15 protein-coding genes are annotated in these 18,891 nt (G+C 40.7%); 1 reads left to right on the top strand and 14 read right to left on the bottom strand.

The window, feature by feature from the left end:
- Window positions 1-164: 164 nt before the first annotated feature.
- From mdoH to PESP_RS16285, 14 genes are all read right to left on the bottom strand, one after another.
- Window positions 165-2,132, bottom strand: a complete 1,968-nt coding sequence (mdoH, locus tag PESP_RS16350; RefSeq protein WP_089348966.1) for a glucans biosynthesis glucosyltransferase MdoH — start codon at window positions 2,130-2,132, stop codon at window positions 165-167.
- On the bottom strand, window positions 2,104-3,723 hold the full coding sequence (locus tag PESP_RS16345) for a glucan biosynthesis protein G (RefSeq protein ID WP_089348965.1): 1,620 nt from the start codon (window positions 3,721-3,723) through the stop codon (window positions 2,104-2,106). The genes mdoH and PESP_RS16345 overlap by 29 nt, the downstream gene beginning before the upstream one ends.
- Before the next feature lie 328 nt (window positions 3,724-4,051).
- On the bottom strand, window positions 4,052-6,775 hold the full coding sequence (locus PESP_RS16340; protein WP_089348964.1) for an ExeM/NucH family extracellular endonuclease: 2,724 nt from the start codon (window positions 6,773-6,775) through the stop codon (window positions 4,052-4,054).
- A 130-nt stretch (window positions 6,776-6,905) separates the two neighbouring features.
- Window positions 6,906-7,916: a porphobilinogen synthase gene (gene hemB / locus PESP_RS16335; RefSeq protein ID WP_089348963.1), complete on the bottom strand. Its 1,011-nt coding sequence runs from the start codon at window positions 7,914-7,916 to the stop codon at window positions 6,906-6,908.
- Window positions 7,917-7,927: 11 nt separating this feature from the next.
- On the bottom strand, window positions 7,928-9,778 hold the full coding sequence (locus tag PESP_RS16330; protein WP_089348962.1) for a diguanylate cyclase: 1,851 nt from the start codon (window positions 9,776-9,778) through the stop codon (window positions 7,928-7,930).
- Window positions 9,778-10,560, bottom strand: a complete 783-nt coding sequence (locus tag PESP_RS16325; protein ID WP_089348961.1) for a TatD family hydrolase — start codon at window positions 10,558-10,560, stop codon at window positions 9,778-9,780. The genes PESP_RS16330 and PESP_RS16325 overlap by 1 nt, the downstream gene beginning before the upstream one ends.
- Entirely contained in the window at window positions 10,560-11,090 is a 531-nt protein-coding gene (locus PESP_RS16320; RefSeq protein ID WP_089348960.1) for a hypothetical protein, read from the bottom strand. The genes PESP_RS16325 and PESP_RS16320 overlap by 1 nt, the downstream gene beginning before the upstream one ends.
- 1 nt (window position 11,091) lies before the next feature.
- Entirely contained in the window at window positions 11,092-11,832 is a 741-nt protein-coding gene (tatC, locus tag PESP_RS16315; protein ID WP_058548782.1) for a twin-arginine translocase subunit TatC, read from the bottom strand.
- A gap of 48 nt (window positions 11,833-11,880) precedes the next feature.
- On the bottom strand, window positions 11,881-12,204 hold the full coding sequence (tatB, locus tag PESP_RS16310; protein ID WP_245852107.1) for a Sec-independent protein translocase protein TatB: 324 nt from the start codon (window positions 12,202-12,204) through the stop codon (window positions 11,881-11,883).
- An 11-nt stretch (window positions 12,205-12,215) separates the two neighbouring features.
- Window positions 12,216-12,470, bottom strand: a complete 255-nt coding sequence (gene tatA, locus PESP_RS16305; protein WP_089348958.1) for a Sec-independent protein translocase subunit TatA — start codon at window positions 12,468-12,470, stop codon at window positions 12,216-12,218.
- Window positions 12,471-12,549: 79 nt separating this feature from the next.
- Window positions 12,550-14,154 carry a ubiquinone biosynthesis regulatory protein kinase UbiB gene (gene ubiB / locus PESP_RS16300; RefSeq protein WP_089348957.1) on the bottom strand — a complete coding sequence of 535 codons (1,605 nt, stop codon included), beginning with the start codon at window positions 14,152-14,154 and terminating at the stop codon, window positions 12,550-12,552.
- 16 nt (window positions 14,155-14,170) lie between these two features.
- Complete coding sequence (locus PESP_RS16295) at window positions 14,171-14,845, bottom strand: ubiquinone biosynthesis accessory factor UbiJ (RefSeq protein ID WP_089348956.1); 675 nt, start codon at window positions 14,843-14,845, stop codon at window positions 14,171-14,173.
- 11 nt (window positions 14,846-14,856) lie between these two features.
- Complete coding sequence (ubiE, locus tag PESP_RS16290; protein WP_089348955.1) at window positions 14,857-15,612, bottom strand: bifunctional demethylmenaquinone methyltransferase/2-methoxy-6-polyprenyl-1,4-benzoquinol methylase UbiE; 756 nt, start codon at window positions 15,610-15,612, stop codon at window positions 14,857-14,859.
- Window positions 15,613-15,707: 95 nt separating this feature from the next.
- Window positions 15,708-16,694 carry a GGDEF domain-containing protein gene (locus tag PESP_RS16285; RefSeq protein WP_089348954.1) on the bottom strand — a complete coding sequence of 329 codons (987 nt, stop codon included), beginning with the start codon at window positions 16,692-16,694 and terminating at the stop codon, window positions 15,708-15,710.
- A gap of 360 nt (window positions 16,695-17,054) precedes the next feature.
- Here PESP_RS16285 and PESP_RS16280 point away from each other — a divergent pair, with 360 nt between their 5' ends.
- On the top strand, window positions 17,055-18,833 hold the full coding sequence (locus tag PESP_RS16280; protein WP_089348953.1) for a DUF885 domain-containing protein: 1,779 nt from the start codon (window positions 17,055-17,057) through the stop codon (window positions 18,831-18,833).
- The last annotated feature ends 58 nt before the right edge of the window (window positions 18,834-18,891 follow it).

Genomic DNA, 18,891 nt, shown 5'->3' with positions numbered 1-18,891 from the left:
ATAACTCATTTAATTAAGCAAATTGGTATAAACGCGATATTTATAACGCAGCTAATGCAAGTTCGGCTTCTTAAAATGATTAAAAATTACGTATATAGATAATGTTATAGGTATAAAAAAAGGAGCATTATGTGCTCCTTTTTAGTGTTAGTACTATAACCGCGCTAATTAAACTTCTTAATGGCTTTAGCTCTTAGCGCTTTCATCTTTGGCAAATGAGGCTTTGATTTATTAAAGCTTTGTATTGGCATAACCACTAAATGCTCTTGTGGCAGCGTTGGTATAGTTTTAGGGTATTGCCCTGCCTCAGGTACCGAAATCTCTTTTAGGTGCTCTTTGAGGTTATTTAGCATTGGGTCATTATCTACTTCACTAGGGCAAATAAATATACCCATTTTACGTAGCTGTACCCCTAGCTTAATGCTGCTGGTGTATCGAATAATCGGTGCGCCTAGTAATAGGCCAAGCAATATTGGCGATAACCACCAAAAGAATACTGGCGTAAAGTAATAGGCTGTTGCGCCCCACACTATAGCGACTAGAGTTGAAAATAGCGTATAACCAAATGCTTCTTTCCAAGGTACCATTCGGCCTTCTCGTGGTTGTGCATCCCATTTAACCTTTTTACCTAAAAATACGCACACTACAAAGTAGGCATGAAACACCATCATTAGTGGCGCAACAATAATGGCAAATACGGTTTCAATTATTGACCCTAGTATGAGCTTAAATGAGCCACCAAAACGCTTATTTCTGTGTACCAGTGTTACAATTACGCCCATTAATTTAGGCATAAGTAATATGACAATAGTTAAATAAAGCAGCGAGTCTATTAAGTCTGTTTTAGCTATTTGCCATGTAGGGAATAACTGATAAACACGGTTAAAGTACACATCGCTATTAAGAGCGCGTGTAACGGCATCTATAGTGCTTAGTGCAAGCATAGATAACCAAATAAGCGATGAAATATAAGCGGTTGCACCTAATAAAAAGTGAAACTTGCTCATTAATTTTAACTTAGAAGAACCTAATAACCCTAAATGCTGAATGTTACCTTGAACCCAGCGTCTGTCGCGAATGGCATAATCTAAAATATTACTCGGCACTTCTTCGTAGCTACCTTCAATATCGCTAAGCAGGAGTACGTCCCACCCTGCGCTATGTAGCAATGATGCTTCAACAAAGTCATGACTTAAAATTTCACCACCAAACGGGGCGTTACCTTCAAGTGTTGGTAAACCACAATAATTAATGAATGCTTCTACACGAATAATGGCATTGTGGCCCCAGTAGTTCGCTTTATCGGTTTGCCAAAAAGCAGAACCCGTTGCTAGCATTGGACTGTAAAGCACTGAAGCAAACTGTAAAAAACGACCAAAGTAGGTATCTTGGCGAACCGGAATAGGGATAGTTTGAATTAAACCTGCTTGCGGGTTGTTTATCATGCTTGTGGTAAGCTCAAGCATACATTTGCCCGTCATTACGCTATCGGCATCAAGTACAATCATATGATCGTATTGGCTACCCCAACGTTCACAAAAGTCAGTTAAATTACCCACTTTACGGTGTTTGTTGTCTTCACGGCGACGATAAAAAACCTGTTTAGCTGTATCGCCTAAACGCTCGCATAATGCATGCCACGCGCTTAGCTCGTTTTGTGCTATTTCAGGGTCTTGTGTATCGCTTAGTAAGTAAAAGTCAAAGTTGGCAAGTTGCCCTGTTTCTTTTAATGATTGTAGGCTTACTTCAAAGCCTGCAATAACACGGTGGGTGTCTTCATTGTAGATAGGCATAACCACAGCTGTTTTTTGCTGTGCAAGCGCCGCATTGTCAAACTTAATTGGCTTAATACGTCTTAAGGTGAGTGGGTCAATACGCAGCAATTGCAGCACAAAGCCGATTGTTCCACTACAAAATGCCGTTACTATCCACGCAAAAGTAATAGAGAATAAAATTAATAGTGCATATTCAAGCAAGGTCATTCCGTTTGAACTTAAAATTTCAAACATAATAGAGATGCCGTACCCTGAGGTCGTTAATGCTGCAATAGCAAATAACCATACACGCAGTGTTTTGAATGGCATTGGCGTGCCAGTGCCTTTGTTACTTGATGTCATTTGGGTACCAAACATAGCTCCATACCTCACTAATTTCTTTATCACGAAGTTTTAACGATAAACGCATATCAACGGGTTGATCGTCCTGTGGTGCAATTTTAAACGCTACTCGCCAACCAAGAGAATTAGGAAGTTTTTGCACTGTTACATCTCTTACTTCACCTGCTGTAAGCTGTATATCGGGGTTAAGCGTTAGCTTTTCAGACAGGTTGTTTAAATCGGGGCCTGCAAAATCAACCGTAAATTGGCGATGACTTTGCGGTGGCGGGTTATCTTCACCTGGTAATGCTGCACTGCCGATACGGGTGCGTGTTACACGGGCTTTTTCATGTTGGGTTAGGTGTGCATTAAAGGTGCTCATTTTGTAGCTTAGTTTTAATGAATCACCGGTTTTCATCGGTTTTTCTGGTACCCAGTAACTCACAATATTGTCGTTAGTTTCAGTATCTGTTGGTATTTCTACTAGCTCAACTCGACCATTTCCCCACTCACCTTGCGGCTCAATCCAAAGGCTAGGGCGGTTATGGTAATGTGCTTCGGTATCTAGGTAGTTATTAAAGTCGCGGTCACGCTGCGCTAAACCAAACCCTTTTGGGTTGTTGTACGAAAATGACGTTACGCTCAATTGGGTAGGGTTATTTAGTGGGCGCCATACCCATTTATCATCGGCAGATTGAGTTAATAGGCCATCTGAGTCATGCACTTCAGGGCGGTAGTCATCAAAAAACTTAGTACTGTTTTCACCATGGTAAAACATGCTTGTTAATGGGGCTACGCCAAGTTTTATAATATCTTTACGCGCAAAAATTTGCATATCTACATCAACTAACATATTTGTTGTTGGGTCTATATTAAACTTGTATGCCCCCGAAACCGATGGGCTATCGAGTAAAGCAAAAATAGTGATGTTAGTTTGCTCAGCCTTAGGTTTTACAAGCCAAAACTCTTTAAAAGTTGGAAACTCTTCACCCGATGTTTCGGCGGTATCAATAGCTAAACCACGTGCTGATAAACCATAAACTTGGTTAGGGCCAACCACTCTAAAATAAGATGCGCCCTGAAACACCATTACTTCATCTTTGTATTCATTGGTATTTAGTGGGTAATGAACACGAAAGCCTGCATGGCCTAATTGTGTGCCTTCAACGCCTTTAGCTATTTCGTCTTTTAAAGGGGCTGCTGTATCATCGTATTGATAAAAGTCTGTGCTAAAAGGTAAGCGGTTTCGCTTAGAGTCACCTTCTACAGTATTGATCGTTACAGGGGTTTTATATAAAAAGCCTGGATGAAATAATTGCAGCTCATATAAGCCTTCGTCTTTCCAAACCGATTTGTCTTTTTTAAATCGAATTGAGCGGTAATCTTGATAATCAATATTATTCAGTGCATCTAGCTCTATATTTTTTGGGGCTACATATTCTTGTTCGGCTAGTTTTTTTGCGCGGGCACTAATCACTTCAAATAAGCTTTCTTGTGGAATAGCGGCATCAACGCTAGCAGCTAGTGTCTGCGTGCTATAGCCCCAACCAGAAAAAATAATAAGCAGACCCAATAATGGCGATGCTTTCTTTTGCCAAGTTGGTGGTATTTGGGTTAATTGTTTCATTTTCATTCCTTTATAAAAACACGACTTATTTTTACGCTTAAGAGGGTTGTTAAATTAACTATCACCACAACGTGGTAAGTTTGTTGTGCAACTTTTAATCCGTAAATAAACTGTTTACATTTCAATGGCTAAAACTAGTAAAAAGGTTTTTATCAGCAATTTGTGTGTAAAAAGTACTCATTTTATGTAGTTGTTGCGCGATTTATTTTTTGAATAGTTAATAAATGGTATGGGAGATATTAAGGGTTGTTTACTGAAGCTTGTCTGAATTACATTTGTACAAATATAAAAAAAGCCGCATAAAGCGGCTTTAAAATGGGAAGTTTGCTTACTTTTTCTTAAATCGGCGCATTACAGATAATGGCGCTAGTAATAAAGACAACCAAAGTAGAGAACCCGAATCGTTATCGTCGTCACCACGTAAGTTGTTAACTCTAACAACAACCGTTTGTGCTTCAGATACGTTACCTACACTATCCTCTGCTTGTACAGTGAGTGTAATACGGTTTTCAAATTCGTAGTCCACATCGCTTGCAACAATTAGCTGGCCTTGCTCATTAATTGATACAGAGTCGTTACCCGATACAATAAATTTAACTACAGGTGATTCATCAGCATTCGGGTCACTAAAATCTAAAGTGCCAATTACAGTGCCGATCGCGCTGTTTTCATCAACTGTAAAAATTTGATCAGGTGCAATAACAGGTGTTTGTTCTTCATGGCTTAATACCACTTCAGATTTAATATCAACAATAACAGGGTCGTGATCTGACGCGCGGTATGCGCTTTCTGAGTAAAGCGTTGATTGATGACCTTCGCTCTTATACTCAAGGTTGTAATCAAGCACAATTGGCTCATCGGCGTTTATATGCCAATCATTTGCTGCAACAACTTTACTCAGTAACGACTCGGTTGCTAAAGCGTGGTCAAGGCTACCTGCACGGCCAGAGAAGCTGTAAGAGTAGCTAAGTGTATCGCCATCGATTTCAGCTACTACGTTTTTATAGCCTTTTTCGTCAAACTTGCGGATTGGATCTTCCATTGCGTAAGCGTTCATATCGCCAACGAGAATGATATCTGCGTCATCTACACCTGTAGGCTTACTGTCTAACCAGTTAGTAAATGCATCCGCAGCCTCAGTACGAATTTCATTCCAACAGCCTTGGCCATCACCTAGGTCGTCGTTATTGTCATCGCCACAGCTACCTTTAGATTTAAGGTGCGCCACAGACACAGTAAATACTTCATCTGTTGAAAGTGATTTAAAGCTTTGCGCAATTGGGGCGCGGTTGCTGTAATCAAATGGGTAATCAGTAGTGATTGCCGCTGTGCCTACCTCTTCTACTTTATCTGCGCGGTAAATAAGGGCAGTAGTAATTGCATCGGTACCAATTTGGCTTACATTAAAGTCAACATAAGCGTAATTGTTAGCAGTATCTGCATCGTTTAGTGCATTTACTAAACTTGCAATAGCGCTAAATTCACCAAAACCATCGTTTTCAATTTCCATTAGGCCAACAACATCTGCCTGCATGGCGCTAATAGCGCTAACAAGCTTAGCTTCTTGGCGAACAAGCTCTTCTTCTGAGTCAGCACCGCGGCTAGTTGGGAAACCTCCGCCTTGGCCATCACCATTAAAGTAGTTAAGTACGTTAAAGCTAGCGATTCGTAAATCGGCTTCTTCACTTTGCTCTGGCGCATCTTCACGTGCATTGGTTGCTATAAACTGTGGTGTAACCGTTGGGTGAATGCGATACGTGCTAAAGCTGTATGCAACTACGCCGGTTACTGCATTTACAGTATCACCAGTACGTAGTGTGTTTTCTGCAGATAAACCTGCAGCTGGGTAAGCCGTTGGATCTGAGTTTTGCGCTGTAGAGCCATCATCAAGTAAGATTTTTTTAGTTAAGTTAGCCGCTTCAACAGCATTTGCTGCATCACCTGGCAACGCAACTTGAGTACCTTGATACAAACGCTCAGTGGCAAGTTCTACTTCGCCATAACGACCTAAACCGTAATTGTTAGTAACAACCAATGTTTGATCTAGGCTTACGAGCATACCTTCGTATGCTTCTAGGTCAGCTTGGCTGTCTAAAGGTAAGCTTATTGTAGTTGCAGAGGCGACTTCGTCAGTACCACATACTGCAATTTGTGTTACACCTGCTAATTGTGTTGAGTCGTAGTATTCATCAACTGTACCTTGTACGCGTACGTGGTCACCTACATTTACATTGGTATCGGTAAAGTATACAAATAGACCCTCAGAGGTCATCGGGTCGCTATCTACATCTGCTGCTAATGAGGTAACAAAGAAACCATCTAAGCCATCTTCACCTTGAAAATCAGCGGTTACAATGCCTTCAATTTCAACAACAGTATCCACTAATGGGCTTGCATCGCCTGCGCCTTGTACAGCGCTAATAAGCGTTTTATCTGCGCCACATACAAGCGGTTCTAGCGGTTCTGGTTCAGGATCTGGCGCAGGAGCCGTACCACCGTCGCCAGCGTGAGAGCCTAAGCCGTCAAAGGTGTCTATATCAAAGTTAACCCACTCTACGCTCGGGTCAAAAGCTGCTGCTGCATCTGTACGGCCACTGGTTATAGAGTCTTTGCGGCGAAGAGTTTGATTTTTTGCTGAAACATCACCGCCTTCCCACGTTTCTTGTACTTCGAATTGACCAAAACTATCCACAATGTTGTTATTTTTAGTCAGTATTAGCGTATCGTCACCATTGAATCCAGTAACACTGTTTTCAAAATCAGCTTTGGCTTTTAAATCATCTGATGAGCTTGGATTTACAATTACAATAGTGGATTTTGCTGCAAGCGTTCCAGTAAAGTCGAAAAAGCTGCCAACTTCACTTTTACCATTTGAATACAAGCTAAGTGTATAACCCTCAAGAGAAAGTTCAGTGTCTGCGTTATTATAAAGCTCAATTGCTTTATTGTTGCTGCTTCCTTCAATGTATTCAGAAATGATTAGATCGGCGGAGGCTGGTGCACTGAGACTTGCTAGTACAAGCGCCAGTGGCGTTATTTTAGTTTTTAACATTTTTTATTATTCCCGTGTATTTAAATCCCAAAATGGGACACCAGTTTAGGCAATCTAAATGACAAAAAGAATACAATTATGTTAATGAATGTAAAAAAATTAAGGCGGCGTACCGCCTTTGATAACAAGCTTACTTATTTTGTAGCCATTGCGCGGCCTGCTTGGCAAAATACGTTAAAATTCCGTCTGCGCCAGCGCGTTTGAATGCCAATAAAGATTCCATAATAGTGGCCTCTTCACTAAGCCAGCCATTATCAATGGCTGCTTTGTGCATTGCATATTCACCACTTACCTGATACGCAAAAGTAGGTACACCAAATTCATCTTTTACACGGCGAACAATATCAAGGTACGGCATACCTGGTTTTACCATCACCATGTCGGCACCTTCTTGTAAATCTAGGGCAACTTCACGAATAGCTTCGTCTGAGTTAGCAGGGTCCATTTGATAGGTTTTTTTATCTGCGCCTTTTAAGTTGCCTGCTGAGCCGACGGCATCTCTAAATGGTCCGTAATAGCTAGAGGCATACTTTGCAGAGTAAGCCATTATGCGAGTATGAATGTGGCCATCGGCTTCAAGGGCTTCTCGAATAGCACCAATACGGCCATCCATCATATCTGAAGGGGCAACAACATCTGCACCGGCTTGCGCATGTGACAGCGCCTGCTTTACAAGAATTTCGGTTGTTACGTCGTTAATTACGTAACCTTCGTCATCAATAATTCCATCTTGTCCGTGAGTGGTAAACGGGTCTAGTGCTACGTCGGTAATAACACCTAGCTCAGGAAAGGCTTCTTTTAAGGCGCGAACGGTGCGCTGTGCTAACCCGTCTTCGCTGTATGCTTCTTCGGCATGTAAAGATTTTTTATCGCTAGGTGTAACAGGGAATATAGCGACTGCAGGCACACCTAACTCAACAAGCTCTTTTGCTTCATCTAAAAGTAAGTCGATAGATAAACGCTCAATGCCAGGCATTGATTCAATTGCTTCACGGCGGTTTTTACCTTCTAGCACAAATACCGGAAAAATCAGGTCGTTTACCGTAAGTTGGTTTTCGGCCATTAAGCGGCGAGAAAAATCACTGCGGCGCATTCTGCGCATACGAGTATAAGGAAAAAGGTCGAGTCCTGATTGGGCCATAAAATATGCTCCTACTGTGGGATTGGGAAACTAATTACTTGATTACGCCCATTTTGTTTAGCGTAATACAGTGCTTTATCTGCGTCGTCGGTAAATAGCTCAGGGTTACTAATATCATCTATTATCGCGCTGTTTACACCGGCGCTAATGGTAACTTTAACTGCCGTGCCTGCCACCGTTACAGTGTTATTTTCTATGGCTTGGCGTATTTTTTGTGCAATCTCAAATGCCCCTTCTAGTGGGGTATTTGGTAGTAAAACGACAAATTCTTCGCCGCCGTAGCGAGCTACTTCATCAAGCGGACGTTTTAAGTGCTGTTTTATAATATCGGCTACAGCGCGTATTACTTGGTCACCAGTTAAGTGTCCGTAGTTATCGTTGACACTTTTAAAGCAGTCTATGTCGAGCATAATAACACTCAGTGGCGTTTGCTCACGACGAGAGCGGCGAAGCTCCATAATTAACTTTTTATCAAAAAAGCGACGGTTTTTAACGCCGGTTAACGAGTCTTCCATATTAAGTTGTTCAAGCTCACGATTTTTATCTTCAAGCTCACGCAGTGTTACTTGTAACTCAAAAGTGCGTTCATCAACTAACGACTCTAAATCTTTTTGCGTTTGCTCTTGTAGTGCTAGGCGCTCTTTTAACAACGTATCTTGGGCCGCATTTTCAGCAATCAAGGTTTGCTGGGTAATGACCTGTTCATCACGCTCTAAAATAAAGCGCTTCATCGCGCCGTAGCATAAACAAAATGTGCTACCAAAAAAGCATATAAATACAAACGCTAGGCTATATCTACTTAGCGGGTATAAGCCAAATACAGCAACATTAAAGTATGCAATAACACATAAAAATAAAACCAAGGCAATTAACAGAGCCTGTATTGGTTTAGAGGGTGTACTTCGCATACATATGTAAGTACTAACAACAAAATACAAGATCACGATAGGGGTGAATACTAAGCATATAAGCGTTATTAATGTACTAGGAAGCGCCCATATAAATAGCAGCGTAATGGCATAAGTATTAGTTATAAAACTTTGCCATTTAAATAGCTTTGAGACTTTAGGTTGGCAAAGTTGTTTTTGCAATGGCAAAAACAAAAGTGTAGTGAGCATAAGTAAAGCGGGGATCATCACTTGCTGTATTGATGGCGTGCTTGGGTGAAAATAACGCCCGCCAAAGCCACATAAATAAGCGAGTAATAAACCTAAAATTAGCGTGATTAAACCTGCGTAGGCAAAGTATAGTTTTCGTGAAAAACCACATAGCACGATACAGCTCATAGCTAACGAAAATAAAAAACCAATTAACAAACCATAAATTAAATTAAGCTTACTTTTATGCGCCAAGTAAGCATTTTGCTCCCACAAAGTAAGTGGTATTCGCAACCCAGCAGTATTATTAACTCTAATTATAACAGTGCTTATACTATTGGGAGGTAAGGTTAGCTTTGCTAATAGTGACTCACTTTTTATAGTCCGTTCAGAGAGCTTAAACTTATCGCCTGTTTGCGTATGCGATAACAACCGCGAATTATAAAAATGAAAAACCTGCGCTTCATTTAAAAGCGGGTTATCGAGTGATAATAAAGGGGTAACGCTATTTTTTAAGGTGTTTTTAACCCTAAACAATAACCAAACTGGGCGTTGTTCAAATCCTAGGTTTAATGGTTTATCGGCTATTTTTTGCCAATCGTTAATGTTGCTCTGATAAGCATTTTTTGCAGATGTAGGGGAAAAAGAATAGTGCAGCGTATCTATTTTTACTGATTTAAAGTTTTGCGTTATAACGGGGCTTGCAACAGAGCAAAATGAACAAAGGAGCATAAATAGGCTAAGTAGCGCCTTTGGGCTTGCCATTAACGACCTGCTATATCAAATAAACTGTAAAAGTTTTCGGTGCTGTGTTTAGCAACCAAGTTTTCATCTACGTTATAAAGCTTGGCTAAAGTGGCACATACATAACTAAGGTTAGCGGGTTCGTTTTTACGTGATTTAGGTTTAGGTGTAATAGTACGAGGAATTAAAAATGGTGCGTCTGTTTCAATTAATAGGCGCTCAAGCGGTATGCTTGGCACTAATGCTTGAAGCTCTTTACCACGGCGTTCGTCACATACCCAGCCCGTAATACCAATATAAAGGCCTAAGTTTAGGTAATTTTTAAGTGCTTGCTTATTGCCTGTAAAGCAGTGCAAAACACCACGTACTTTAAACTCTTTTAAAATACTTAGCATGTCGTCACTTGCATCGCGTTCGTGCAAATAGACTGGTAAATTTAATTTTTCAGCGAGTGCAAGTTGGCGCCTTAATACGCTGCGCTGAATATCACGTGGCGAAAAGTCACGGTTATAATCAAGACCGCATTCACCAATGGCAACCACGGCACTGTTTTGCGCAAGCTCCGTTAAGGTTGATTCAAGTTGCTCGGTTGCGTCTTTCGCATCATGCGGGTGCACGCCAGCAGTTGAATACTGATCAAAGCGAGTTGCTAATTCTAAGGATTGTTGGCTGCTGGGAATATCACAACCAATAAGTAACATAGCTTTAACGCCCGCGGCATTTGCGCGGGCAATTACAGCTTGATGCTCACCTTCAAATTGGTGATTGGTTAAGTTAACGCCGGCATCAATCAAATCAGTCATTACTGAGTGCGCTTCACACGAATCGAGCGGTTTTGCCCTTCTTTACGCAGTAAAAAAGAGTTAAATACACCACGACTAATAACAACAGTATCAGACTCTTTTAATTTTAAGCTATCTGAGCCAATTTGGCGCCATTGCTGGTCGTTATCAAGGCTAATAATAAGCTCGCCATACGGCGCTTTTTTAACTGACGATACTAGGGCTGTAATGTTTTCGTCTTTATCTTTGGTAATTTCTTTATGCTCTAAGCCAAAGTCATCGCCTTTAGCTGCTGGAGCCGTAGCGGTTACAGCTGCAACTGGGGCACTTACGTTAGGCGTAACATTAGTCACCGCTTTTGGCGGTGTAAGTGTTTTTTTCTCAGTTGGCTTTGTCAGTGGCTTGCCTGCAACTGTGTTGTCATAACAAAGTAAACGGTTAAAATCGTTTTCAATAAAGCTACATGCTTGTAATGCTTGAACGTTAATTTCTTGCGCTGTAACAGTAGGAGCGCTTAGTAAAACCAGTAGTGAGAGTAGTTGTTTTTTCATTTTATTCCTCAGATTCCTGTTGTTCTTTAGCGCTATAAAATCTCGCTAAAATTAAACCTAGCTCAAATAAAAGCAGCATAGGAAATGCTAATAATGTTTGTGATAGCACATCCGGTGGCGTTAAAAACATAGCCACTACAAATACACCAACCACAATATATGGGCGCTTTTCTTTTAAACTTTGTGTAGTTGTTGCACCACTCCAACATAGCAGCATTATGGCTACGGGAATTTCAAACGCCACACCAAAAGCAAAAAATAGCTTAAGTACAAACCCTAAGTAGCTACTAATATCCGGCGCTAGGGTCATCATTTGTGGCCCTACACTGGTAAAAAAACCCAATATAATAGGCAGTACTACAAAGTAACAAAAGGCAATGCCACCATAAAACAATAAAATGCTTGAAGCCAAAATTGGCATTAGCATGCGTTTTTCATGTTGGTATAAACCAGGCGCTATAAATCCCCAAATTTGGTGCAATATCCACGGAATAGCGCCAAATAAAGCAATAAACAGCGTTAATTTAAAGGGTGCAAAAAAGGGCGCAGTGACATCTGTGGCAATCATAGTCGCTGTACTTGGTAAGTGTGCCACTAAAGGTGCTGCTACAAACTCATATATATCATTAGCAAAATACACTAAGCCAATAAATATTACGAAAATGCTTAAAAGCGCTTTAATAAGCCGATCGCGAAGCTCAATTAAGTGAGCCACAAACCCTGATTTAGCTTGCTCAGTCATTATTTTTTATACCATGTGATAAGTTGACCACAAATAGAGGAATTAATTTCACTTTTTTTCATCAGGTTGTTCGTTAGCTGGTATGCTTGAGGGGGTTTTATAGCTATGGGTAACCGACTGAGCTGCCTTTTGCAGCTCGTCTACCGATTGCTGTAGCTCGGGGCTTAAATCTTTGAGTTCTTGTTGCTCTGCTTTTTTAAGGTTTTCGTGCAGTTCATGAATACGTAGCTCTTCACTTACTTCTGCCTTGACCGAATCAGCCATCGACTTTACCGTTTTTACCCAGCGCATTACGGTACGAATAGCTACTGGTAATCGCTCAGGGCCAAGAACAACTAAGCCTACGATAAAAACTATAACAAGCTCCCACATTCCCATACTCGTTAAACCTTAGTATCGTCTTTGGTTTTTTCAGTACTTTGCGTATCTGTTGGGGTGGCTTTTTGGGATTCTTGGATCTGCTCTGCTTTTTCGCTGTCCGAGTCTTTATTTTGATCATCAGACATTGCTTTTTTAAAGCCTTTTACTGCGCCGCCTAAGTCTCCGCCCATACCGCGTAGTTTTTTAGTGCCAAAAAGAAGTACGATAATTGCTAAAACAATTAATAATTGCCAAATGCTAATGCCACCAAGACCCATGGTTATCTCCAACTTATAAATGCTTAAATGTTTATTTTAAGTACTAATTATACGCCCTGTGGCATAAATAGCACTTAGTTTATGTGTTGCGCCACGCCGCTATAAAACTAATTGCCGAAGCTGCTATTACCACACCCGACGCGACGTAGTCGTGCTGCAGATAACATAGCGCTGAAACAATAAGTGTAGCGCTACCAAAAAGGCTAAGCACTAATGCTTTATGTGACACTTTATTAGGCTGCGAATGCTTTACTTGCGGACTACGCTTTAAATTTTGATAAATTAAATCAGGTAGTTCTGGCATTTTTTCAGCCCAAAATGGCAAGTTAGCATACATTTGTTTCATTACTGATAACGGGCCAACTTGCTGTTTTACCCATTCTTCTAAAAATGGTTTAGCTGTTTTCCATAAATCCAGTTGCGGGTATAGCTGTCGGCCAAGGCCTTCAACATATAATAACGTTTTTTGTAATAAGACTAATTGCGGCTGTACCTGCATATTAAAGCGGCGTGCGGTGTTAAATAAATTAACGAGTACATGCCCAAATGATATTTCAGCCAAGGGTTTATTAAATATAGGTTCACACACAGTGCGAATGGCAAATTCAAACTCTTCAATGCTGGTATCGGGTGGTACCCAGCCCGAGTCAACATGAAGCTGAGCTACTTGGCGATAATCACGATTAAAAAAAGCAATAAAGTTTTCAGCAAGGTAGCGTTTATCTTCTTTATTTAAAGTGCCAACAATGCCGCAATCTATGCCTATGTATTGTGGGTTTTCTGGATGCTCGCGCGATACAAAAATATTCCCGGGGTGCATGTCTGCATGAAAAAAACTGTCTCTAAATACTTGGGTGAAAAAGACTTCTACCCCACGCTCAGCCAATAACTTCATATTGGTGTTTTGCGCTATTAACGACTCAGTATCCGAGACTGGGATCCCGTAAATACGCTCCATTACCAATACATTACTGCGGCTGTAGTCGCTATACACTGCGGGTATATATAAAGAGTCAGACCCTTCAAAATTGCGCTTAAGCTGAATGCCGTTTGCGCCTTCGCGCATTAAATCAAGCTCATCTAACAGGGTTTTTTTATACTCTTTTACCACTTCTACAGGGCGTAATCTTTTGGCTTCGCTGTGTACATTGGCAAGTACTTTCGCGAGCTTTTCCATAAGCGCTAAATCGGCATTGATTTGCGTTTTAATATTTGGACGAATTACTTTTATAACTACGTCTTGTTCATTGTTTTGCGCATCAAGCAGTTTTGCTGTGTGCACTTGTGCAATAGAAGCCGACGCCAATGGCGTTTGTGAAAATTCACTAAACAGTTGGCTTATGTCGCTAATTTCGAGCGCTTTTTCAATTATTTGCTGGGCAAGCTCACCTTCAAAGGGCTCTACTTGATCTTGTAAAAACGCAAGTTCAAGTGCTATATCGTGAGGGAGCAGGTCTCTTCGGGTAGAGAGCATCTGGCCAAACTTAATCCACACTGGGCCAAGTTCTTGCAATGCTAAACGCAGGCGTAAACCCGCAGGCTTATTTTTATGCTGGTTACGCAGCCAAAATAAGCTGCCGCGCGCTATTTTGGCAAACCACGGAATTTTTTGTTTAGGGATTAACTCATCTAATCCGTAACTAAGTAATGTTTTAGTGATGTAATACAATCGAGCAGTCGACACAAAAAATCCTTAGCGGCTATTGGTTGTGAGTGTTGAGTAATGCGTTAATGCGTTGCTCTAAAGCAGCAACATGCCCTTTTAGTGCTCTATTTTGTTGTTTGAATTGTTCAAGCTCTAATGGGTGAATAGTTATTGCCAGCTCGTCTTGGCATAAGCTGGTTAGCGTAGTACTTAATTGCTTACGCGCTTTTAATTCTTTTGCTTGTAAGCTTTTTAATTGAATATAAAGCTGTTGCGCAGGGGTGTCGCCAATATAGTGAGAAAGCTGTTCTGGCCAGTCAATATCTAGGCCCGAAAACGCACCACTATATGTTTGGGCAATATTTAAATCGCCTTGAAGGTCGAGCTTATCTTGGCGAATAAGTTGGGTAAGCATGGCTGGGTCTTTCAGTGCCATAAGCGTATTAATATCTGCACTTATCATGCAGTCAGCCGCATCTTCTTTGCTGGCACTGTAAAGGTGCAGTAATTTACCATCAAAAGTTAAAATAATGTGTTGTTGCCAGTCACGTATCTCAACTTTTAGTGGTTTGTGCGCTACGCCGCAAAGCGAATTAATTAAAGAGGCGTCGAGTTGTAAAACCTTATTTAGCACTCGCTCTATCAGCGAAAGTACAAAATTAGGTAACATAAAAAACTGTGAGTCGAGCGTCTTTGTCGTTACTGGCTCGTCTTTTTGCTCAAACGCCATTACTGCCACCTTTAATATTTAAAACCGCGGTGCAATGCAACAATACCACCGGTTAGGTTTTGGTATGTTGTTTGTTCAAACCCCGCCTCTTCCATCATGGCTTTTAATGTGTCTTGATCTGGGTGCATGCGGATTGATTCAGCCAAGTATTGGTACGATTCGCTGTCGTTTGCAACCAGTTTACCCATAGTCGGTAGTAGGTTAAACGAGTAAAAGTCGTAAGCTTTACTAAGAATGTCGTGCTCAGGCTTAGAAAACTCTAATACTAATAAGCGCCCGCCTGGCTTTAAAATACGGTACATTGAACGCAATGCTTTGTCTTTATCGGTTACATTACGTAAACCAAAGGCAATGGTGATCACATCAAAGCTGTTATCTGGAAATGGCAGCATTTCGGCGTTCATTTGTACGTAGTCAATATTGCCAACTAAACCTAAGTTATGCAGTTTTTCGCGGCCAACTTTTAGCATTGATGAGTTAATGTCACCCAGTACAACTTGGCCTGTTTCGCCCACTAATTGACTAAATTTTGCGGTTAAATCGCCAGTACCACCGGCTAAATCAAGTACATGGTGGCCTTTGCGCACGCCAGAACTGGCGATGGTTTGACGTTTCCATAAACGATGTACACCAAAAGACATTAAATCGTTCATTACATCGTACTTTGCTGCAACCGAGTGAAATACGTCTGCAACCATTGAGGCTTTGTCGTTTTCGGCTACTGTTTTATAGCCAAAATGCGTGGTCTTTTGCTCTGTTTCGTTCATGGTTAATCTCTATCGTGGCAATAAAGACTAGTGTACTTGATTGTATACTACAGGTGCAATTTGAATATGATTTATCAGGTAATTTAGCGTAAAACCTAGTGTCCAGCTGTAAAGCTGCTTTGACCAAGAGAGCGTGCTTTAAATGCCGCTTGCGATGCTTTTTTAGCTAACTGGTTAAAGTTGTCATTTTTGATTTGCTGTGCAATACCCAAAGATAAATTAATCCCCGGAAGTTTAATGCCACTTTTAGAGCTAACAAAGCGCAGCTTTTCTACGCCATTGCGTACTTTTTCGGCAATAACGTTAGCCGTTTCAGGGTCTATATCGGCCAGTAAAACGGTAAATTGGTCTTTTGCGGTACGTCCAGGTAAACCACTTTGAAATACATATTTTTGAACTTGTTTAGCTACTTTACTCAAGATAACTTCGCCAATTACGTCGCCGTAGTTATCGACAAAGTGATCTAAGTTATCGATTTGAATGGCTATTGCGCAAATTGATTTTTCTTGTGTGCTCCAAACCTGGGTTTGCTGGGTTAGGTAATGGCGTTTATATAGCCCCGTTTGAGGGTCAATTATGTGTTGCTTACGAAGTTGTGTAAGTTGTTTTTGTGTTTTTTCGTGTAGCTTTTTTGCTCTGCTCAATTCGAGCTTAAACTGTTTATGTTGCTCAAGTAGTGTGGCTGTTTGGCCTGTTAGTTCATCGAGTGCTTGTCGGCTTTGCTCAACATTATTTTCGTCAAGCGAATGCATGCATTCACTTACTTGGCCGGCAAAGCGCACAATTTGTTTTTCGGTAGATTGAGCGTTGCGCGAGAGCGAATCAATAACACCATTTACATTGTTTATCATTGAAACTTGTGTCGTGTGACCTTCGTTCAAAAACTCAAAGTAAAGTTGTTCAATAAGCACACTATCAATGTTTGCGTTTTGAGAGATAGCCTCGTCAATAGCTTTGTTCAGATCTTGCTTCGATTGACTTATATAAGTATAGGCTACTTGATAATTTAATGGAGAAGGTGGCAGTGCATGACGTTCTAAAAACAAGCATACATTCGTCATTTTTTCTTGAGCTACAGCCATGGAATCATGGAACATCATTTTTAACTACCAACTGAGTACGCATAAAAGTACAAATTAAAATAACTCTTCAATGAGACGGATATGCATCCAAGCTTTATTGTTTTTTTACTACAATAATCGTTAAGTAGACTATTTAAAAGTAAAATCAAGAAATAGTGAACTTAAATATTCACTTTGCTTACCTGATAGCTGCTTTTATCATCAAGTAAGTATATGTTTGGCCTAAAAATGTGTGTGCAGGCATATAGGTATATAATCTTATAGTAAAATATTAACTTGGTGCTTAGTCGCATTTGCCTTGCTATTTACTGATGCTACGATAGTTTTGTGAAATCTATTGTTTGGTCAAGTTAAATTAAAATGAATTATTGTTTACCTCAACAACTTAGTCGCACACTTGTTACTTTGTCTTTTTTTGGTGCCTTAAGTGCCTGCACGTTAACCTCCCCAAATGCTGACCAACAGTTTGAGCAAGTTGCACAAAATATTGTTGATTACCGCCAAAGTAATAACCCGTACAGTAACCCTAATGGGGTAGATGGGTACTTATTACCTAATTTATCGGCGGATTTTTTAAAGCAACAGTATGAGAAAAATACAGCCCTATTAGCGCGTTTAGATGCTATTGATAGTGACAAGCTGTCAGGCGAAAATAGCATTAACCTTAGTATTATTCGTGCTCAGGTACAAAATAGTGTTGATGAGTACGTATTTAATGCGCATTACATGCCGCTTACCTCTGAATATGGTTTTCATTCGAGCTTGTCGTATATGATTAATAGCTCGCAGTATAAGCAACCACAAGAGCTACAAACCTATTTAGCAAGGCTTGAGCAAGTCCCTCGCTTTTTTGAGCAAAATATAAATTGGATGAAAAAAGGTATTGCCTCAGGGCTTACTCAACCACAGGCTGTGTTAGCTGGTTATGAAGACTCAATTAACGCTTATATTGTTGATGATGTGACAAAGTCAGACTTTTATAGCCCTTTTAAAACTAATACCGCAGGTTTAAGTGAAAACGAATTTAAAGCAATTCAAAAAAAGGCTCAGCGCATAATAAAAAATGATGTTATTGCATCGTACAAGGCTTACTTAGCATTTTTTACAGAGCAATATCAAACAGGTGCGCGTGCAAGTATTGGGATATCGCAAACCCCAAATGGTAAGGCGTTTTATAAAAACCGTGCCCAGTATTACACCACCACCAATATGAGCGTAGATGAAATTCATCAATTGGGTTTATCTGAGGTTGCACGTATACGCGCCGAAATGGAAGAAATAATAAAAGAAGTAGATTTTAAAGGCACATTTGCCGAATTTATTCACTTTTTACGAACCGATCCACAGTTTTATGCCACCACACCCGAGCAGCTTTTAAAAGAAGCTGCTTATATAGCTAAAAAAATGGATGCTCAGTTACCTAAGTTATTTCATACGTTGCCTCGTATGCCTTATGGTGTAGCGCCTGTGCCAAAAAGTATTGCGCCAAAATATACCACGGGCCGTTATGTAGGCTCTAGCCGAGACGATCAGGCCGGGTTTTATTGGGTAAATACATACGCGCTAGATAAGCGCCCACTTTACGTTTTAGAAGCGCTTACTCTGCATGAAGCAGTACCCGGGCATCACCTACAAATATCACTAAATGCCGAGCTTGAAGATTTACCAAGCTACCGTCGTAATGCGTACCTTTCAGCCTTTGGCGAAGGGTGGGGGCTGTATTCTGAATACTTAGGAATAGAAGCAGGCTTTTATCAAGACCCATACAGCCGTTTTGGACGTTTAACATATGAAATGTGGCGAGCTGCACGCTTAGTGGTTGATACTGGTATGCATATGTATGGTTGGAGCCGCGAGCGTGCTATGAATTTTATGAGCGAGAACACGGCGCTTTCACTGCATAATGTAAAAACTGAAACCGACCGTTATATATCATGGCCAGGGCAGGCGCTTTCTTACAAAATTGGTGAACTTACAATTAAACGCTTACGCAACGAAGCAGAGCAAGCGCTAGGGCAACATTTTGATATACGTGAATTTCATCACCAAGTATTACGCCATGGCTCTGTGCCTTTATCGGTATTAGAAGAGCAGGTGCGTTTATACATAAATAATGAGCTTACTAAGCTGCAAAGTTAGCGCTCAAGCAGTATAAACCTTGAACAAATAAAGGTGTTGTGTCATTTTGGCGCAACAC

The organism is Pseudoalteromonas espejiana DSM 9414 (assembly GCF_002221525.1).
Lineage (GTDB): Bacteria > Pseudomonadota > Gammaproteobacteria > Enterobacterales > Alteromonadaceae > Pseudoalteromonas > Pseudoalteromonas espejiana.
This window is presented reverse-complemented; position numbering and strand designations above follow the sequence as displayed.